Origin of the sequence: Streptomyces hirsutus (assembly GCF_001418415.1) — a bacterium.
Taxonomy (GTDB): Bacteria; Actinomycetota; Actinomycetes; order Streptomycetales; family Streptomycetaceae; genus Streptomyces; species Streptomyces hirsutus.
The window spans coordinates 1-5486 of the sequence record NZ_LIQT01000645.1; the positions used below are offsets into that span (position 1 = coordinate 1).

Below are 5486 nucleotides of genomic sequence, written 5' to 3' on the forward strand. Positions count from 1 at the left end.
GCGAACAGGCGGGGGTGCGGGCCGGGGGTGGCGGGCGTCGGCAGGAAACCGGCGAAGATCGCCTGGTGCGAGGCGTAGGTGAAGCTGCCCGGGGCGTGCCGCTCCTCCCAGCGGCCGCCGGGCAGCAGGCGGGCGAGGTTCGGGGTGCGGCCGGTGGCGGCGAGTTCGGCGGCGACGTCGTGGCGGAGGGTGTCGAGCGTGACGAGCAGGATGTCGTGGCTGCCGACGATCTCGTTCATGTCGGGCCTGCTCGTGCCGAGCCCGTACCGGTCCGGGCGCCGGGGCGCCGGGGATGCGGTGGGGACGCCGGGGCCGGCGGCCTGCGGGTCGCGCGGGGCGGACGCGTGGGGCGTCGGGTCAGGCGCTGGCATGGGTGGTTCCTGTTCTGTGCGGGTCGTGCGCGTGCTGCTGGAGGTGGTGCGCGTGCCGGTGGCCCGGTTGCCGTGGGTCGCCCTCGGCGCCGGTGCGGCGCAGGACGGCGGTGATCTGGGCCGCGTAGGTGTCGAGGCCCTCCGCTCCGCTGCCCGGCAGACCCGTGAGGCGGGGCAGCAGGTCGCCGAAGGCGTTGACCTCGCCGACCGCGAACCGGCGCCACCCTGTGGCCGGGAGCAGGTCGACGCCCACGCACAGGGTGCGGGGGAAGCAGGCCGCCGCCCGCTCGCACACGGCGAGGACGTCCGACCACCGCCCGCCCCCCGCCTGTACGGCGTCCCGGACCGCGTCCAGGTCGCCGCGCCTTCCGCCGAGGTGGAGGTTGGTCAGCGGCGAGGTGCTGGTGCGCACCACGGCGTGGGTCGCGCGGCCGTCCACCACCACGATCCGCAGGTCGGCGGCGCGGCCCCCCAGCGAGGCCTTGGGCAGCCAGCGTTCGAGGTGCAGGCCGTCGGGTGCCAGCGTGTCGACGATCGCGGCGATGTCCCGCTCGCGTTCGTAACGGCGCAGCTTGAGGGAGTTGAACAGAGCTCCGTCCGGAGCCAGTTCGACGGAGGTGGTGGCCCGGACACGTCCGGCGGCCGACGACTCGACGGCGAGTACACCGGAGGCCGAGGAACCGTGTGCGAGCTTGACGAAGAGCCTCGGCATCCGGTGCTCGCGCATGACCGCACGGACGTCGTCCCAGCCCCGGACCGGTGCCGCGTCCTCTCCGGAGGTGGGCGACCGGGGCACGGGGACGTCCGCCGCGGCGAGGATCGCGTGGCAGCGCCGCTTGTCGAACAGGACGGCCAGGTCGCCGGCGTCGTCGAGCCGGACTCCGCCCCGCAGTTCCCGGACCGCCCGGGTGAACCGCGCGTACCAGTGTGCCGAACCCTCGACCCTCGTGGGGTCCGGGGTGTCCCGCAGCAGCCGGTCGACCTCCGGATTCTCGCCGGGTGAATCGAGCCGGACGATCTCTCCGGGTGCGAAGTCCGCTCCACCCGCACGCAGGACCTCGGCCCAGGGCACGACGCGCGGTGCGGGCAGCCCGGCCGCGCGTACGCCGTCGGCGAAGAGGGTGACCCTGCGGTTCTCCGGGTTGCCCACGACGGCGAAGCGCACGGGCGGGGCGGCCGTCGGGGCGGCCGGCCCGGTCCGGGCGGGCGCCGGGAGGGGCGGCTGAGGCTGCGTCACGCGGTCGTCACTCCCCGACGGACACGTAACGCTCGACGATGCCCTCGTCCTCGTACTCCTCGGCGTCGTCCGGGGCCAGATCGATCTCGACGCCCGCGGCCACGAGGGTCTCGGTCAGGCGCTGCCGGACGGGGTCACTGAGGTAGTTGTGGTGCAGGTCGAGCTTCTTCAGGTGGGTCAGCGGCTGACCGCCGAGGAGAGCGACGGCGCCCTCGTCGCTGAGGATGCCCATGGACAGGTCGAGCACGTCGAGGCGGGCGACCACCGGGGCGGACGCCACGGCGGCGGCGACCTCGTCCTGGATCTCACTGTTGCGCAGGGCGAGGTGACGCAGACGCGGGAAGCGGTCACCGGACAGGATCGGTTCCAGGTCGGCGACCTCGCTGTCGGCGCCGTACTGCGAGGTGCCGAGCCACAGGTCGAGATGCTCCAGCGCGGGCAGCTCGCTGGCCCCGACGCCCCGTACGACCTCCACAGGGAGACCACCGCTCTGCATGGTCAGCGAGCGCAGCGCGTCATGACGCAGCGCGGGAAACCTCAACCCCTGGCTGCCCCGCACTCCGAACTCCTCCAGGGCGGGGAAGCCGGTCAGCAAGGGGGAGACGTCGGCATGGGTGATCCAGGAGATCTCGGCCTCCTCGTAGATCATGTCCCCGAGGAACAGCGCCCGCAGGGCGGGCAGGCGGTCACGCGCGCCCAGCAGCACCTCCATGACCTTGGACGAGGCCGAGTCGTACGCGTCTTCCCAGGGGCCCACGACCAGGGCCCGCACCTTCGTCGTGTCGACCATGGCACAGAACCGGGCGAAGGCCTCCTCCCACGTCTCCTCGGCGTCGTACGTCTCGGTGGCGATCCGCCAGGCCACGGTCTCGGGCCGGGGCAGGTCGGCCGCCGTGTCGGAGGCTCCGGGCGAGTGGAAGACGCGCAGGCCGTACAGCTCCTCGAGGTGAGCGACGCGGGTCATGCGGACTGCTCCTGACATGTGATGAACGAACGGATGGCATTCCAGGTCCGACGCCGCCACGGAACCCGGGATGCGAGCCGTCCGACGGTGCGTGCAGCAGTTCTACCAACAGCGACTGACAACACCCCGCGGCGGGTCCGGCCGGGGGCTGTTGTCAGTGGTGGCTCGTACGGTCCTCCCACTGACCCCGGAGCACCGTGCGCCGGGGTGGAGGGGAGTTCCATGTACCGGCAGGGAGACGTGCTGATCGTGCCCGTCGCGGAGGAGGCGGTGCCCGCGCACGTCCCGGATGCTCCCAAGGAGCCGCGTGACGCCCGGGGCCGGCTGGTGCTGGCCCTGGGAGAGGTCACCGGGCATGCGCACGCGGTCGTCGGAAAGGGCGAACTGATGAGCGAGCCGGGCCCCTTCGGTCCGCTGCTGCTGCATCTGCCCGAGGGCGGCCGGGTGGTGCACGAGGAGCACGCGACGATCCCGCTGCCCAAGGGGTGGTACCGCGTGATCCGGCAGCGCGAGTACGTCCCCGGTTCCGTACGGATCGTCGCCGACTGAGCGGCACGGCCGGGAAGCACCACGACGGGTACCAGGGCGTGAGGAACGCGAAGTGCACGCAGAGCACGAACAGCACCAAGAGCACGGATCGAACGAGCGGCGCGGGCAGGGGACGTTGACGATGACGACGACGGAGCAGGCGAACGGTACGGCGGCCGGGACCGGTGCCTCCCCGTCGAGGGCGGGCGAGGACCGCGCACAGGACCCGGGGCGCTGGCGTGCGTGGGCCGCGAGCGCGGAGCCCGCCGACCGGGACGCGGCCGAGGAGGGCGTCCGGCTGGCGTACCGGCGTGCCGGGCTGCCGGAGCCGGAGCGAGTGGTGTGGGCCCGCTCACCGCGCGAGGGCGTGACCTTGGTGCGGCAGGGAACCGGCTTCGGGGCGAGTGTGCGCGAGGCGGTACGCACGGCCCCCTGGGCGGCCGAACGCGCGCGTCTGCACGAGCGGTTGGGCGCGGCGGGCTGGGCGCGGCACTGGTCGGCGACCGGCGGTGCGCTCTGGGATTCCACGCAGGCGCTGACGGACCGGATCGGCACCGGGGTGCTCGACGAACTCGCCGCCGACGACACGGACGCCCGTACCGGGATACGGCTGGTCCTCCTGGACGCGCTGCTCGGACAGCACGACGCGCCGTGGCTGGCCGCGCTGGAGGCCGACGGGGCCTCCCCACTCGACGGATTGGCGCGGGTGTGCCGCAGCGCCGGCTGGTGGTGGCCCTTCGAGAAGGTGGCGGTGGTGTGCGAGCGCCCGGTCGCCCTGCACCGTGACGAGGTGGGCCGGCTGGATCACGGGGACGGCCCGGCACTGGAGTTCCCCGACGGGTTCGCCCTGTGCGCCTGGCGCGGCATGCCGGTGGAGCGCGCCTTCCTGGAGGACCTGCGCACCCTCACGCCGGAGCGGATCCGCGCCGAGGAGAACGCCGAGCTGCGCCGGGTGATGCTGGAGTACTACGGCTACGACCGCTACCTGGCCGATTCCGGGGCCCAGCCCGTGCACCGGGACGAGACGGGCGTCCTCTGGCGGATCGAACTCGACGACGACGAGCCGGTCGTGATGGTGGAGGTCGTCAACTCCACGCCGGAGCCCGACGGTACCCACCGCACGTACTGGCTGCGGGTGCCGCCGACGACGCGGACCGCCCGGGAGGGAGTGGCCTGGACGTTCGGGCTCGAGGCCGGGGTCTACGAGCCGTTGCGGCAGACGTGAGGCGGCCGTCCCGCCGGCCGCAGGGCTGAGTCGGCCTGGAGGGGGTAAGCGGATGACGTACCGGCAAGGACGACATTCGGTGACCGACGAGTGACCACCGGCCGACCGGGCCACCGGGAACGCGGTCCCGTGGAAAGGAGCCCCTCATGGCCGGAATCGTGGAGCGCATCAAGCGGTTCGCCGGCAGCCCTCAGGGACGGCGCGCGACGGAACAGGTGCGGCGTGCCGCGGCCGACCCCCGGCGCCGGGCGCAGGCCCAGCGGATGCTGGGCAGGCTCCGCGGCGGCCGCCGCTGACCGTTCGTACCGCTCGTCGAAGCGGTCCGGGGTCCGTGAAGTCCCGGGCCGCGTGGCTGTGGCCAGGAAGACCAGGAAGGAGCCTCATGGATGAGCCGTCGGTCCGCGCTGTGGGCTGGGCGCGTTCCCTGCCGATGGGCGGGGAGGTGAAGGCTGCCCGGGACTGGGCGCGGGAGCACCTCAACGCCCTGGGATGGACCCGCACGGCGCCCGAGACGGCGGACGCCGTGCTGCTGACCGTGTCGGAGCTGGTCACCAACGCCCACAAGCACGCCCACAGCAACGCCCAGTTGACCCTGTCCCGCGACGACAACTGTCTGCACATCTCCGTCCACGACACGTCCGCCGAGCTGCCGGCCCGCCGCAGCCCGGGGCTCGAGGGCACCGGGGGGCGCGGCATGCTCCTCGTGGACGCACTGGCCGACGAGTGGGAGAGCCGCCCCTGTCCCCACGGCAAGTCGGTCACCGCCTGCTTCCGCGGGCCGCGGAGGGAAAAGGCGCCGGGGGCGGAAGCGGAGCACTGATCGGGCCGCTGCCCGCAGGACGGCCACACCGGAATACGATCGGTCCACCCCGACCCCCGAGGAGTTCCGTCCGGTGACCGCCGTCCTCCCCCCGCCCCGCGTCTCCGGCGGGCTGCTGCGCCCGCGCCGCCTGACCCGTATCGAGGACGGTGGGGACCTGCACGCCCTGCTGTGGACCCCCGGACCGGGCATGCGGATGATCAGCAGCGCGGTGCTGGGCGGCGGCATCGGCGAACGGTGCTGGGTCCTCAACGCCCAGGTCTCCCACGGCTACCGGCGCACCGACCCGGACCGGCACCTCGCCGAACTCGCCGCCGGAGCGGGCGCGCGCGGTCCGGGGG

7 protein-coding genes and 1 pseudogene are annotated in these 5486 nt (G+C 73.7%); 5 read left to right on the forward strand and 3 right to left on the reverse strand.

Annotated features, from left to right (window positions below; genetic code table 11):
* The 3 genes and pseudogenes from AOK11_RS45865 to AOK11_RS36540 all read right to left on the reverse strand — a co-directional run.
* Positions 1-371: pseudogene (locus AOK11_RS45865) on the reverse strand (hypothetical protein); the annotation flags it as partial.
* Positions 358-1536 carry an STM4014 family protein gene (locus AOK11_RS36535; RefSeq protein ID WP_055597933.1) on the reverse strand — a complete coding sequence of 393 codons (1179 nt, stop codon included), beginning with the start codon at positions 1534-1536 and terminating at the stop codon, positions 358-360. The gene AOK11_RS36535 and the pseudogene AOK11_RS45865, both read right to left, overlap by 14 nt.
* 79 nt (positions 1537-1615) lie before the next feature.
* Positions 1616-2572: an STM4015 family protein gene (locus AOK11_RS36540; protein WP_055597929.1), complete on the reverse strand. Its 957-nt coding sequence runs from the start codon at positions 2570-2572 to the stop codon at positions 1616-1618.
* A gap of 222 nt (positions 2573-2794) precedes the next feature.
* Here AOK11_RS36540 and AOK11_RS36545 point away from each other — a divergent pair, with 222 nt between their 5' ends.
* The 5 genes from AOK11_RS36545 to AOK11_RS36560 form a co-directional block, all read left to right on the forward strand.
* On the forward strand, positions 2795-3121 hold the full coding sequence (locus AOK11_RS36545; protein ID WP_055597930.1) for a hypothetical protein: 327 nt from the start codon (positions 2795-2797) through the stop codon (positions 3119-3121).
* A 121-nt stretch (positions 3122-3242) separates the two neighbouring features.
* Positions 3243-4325 carry a DUF6745 domain-containing protein gene (locus AOK11_RS36550; RefSeq protein ID WP_055597931.1) on the forward strand — a complete coding sequence of 361 codons (1083 nt, stop codon included), beginning with the start codon at positions 3243-3245 and terminating at the stop codon, positions 4323-4325.
* Positions 4326-4471: 146 nt separating this feature from the next.
* Positions 4472-4621, forward strand: coding sequence for a hypothetical protein (locus AOK11_RS42500; protein WP_107098775.1), 150 nt, complete (start codon positions 4472-4474; stop codon positions 4619-4621).
* Positions 4622-4707: 86 nt separating this feature from the next.
* Positions 4708-5145: an ATP-binding protein gene (locus tag AOK11_RS36555; protein ID WP_055597932.1), complete on the forward strand. Its 438-nt coding sequence runs from the start codon at positions 4708-4710 to the stop codon at positions 5143-5145.
* 73 nt (positions 5146-5218) lie between these two features.
* Positions 5219-5486 (forward strand): adenosylcobinamide amidohydrolase (locus AOK11_RS36560; protein ID WP_206189000.1); only part of this gene is annotated, 268 nt, incomplete at its 3' end.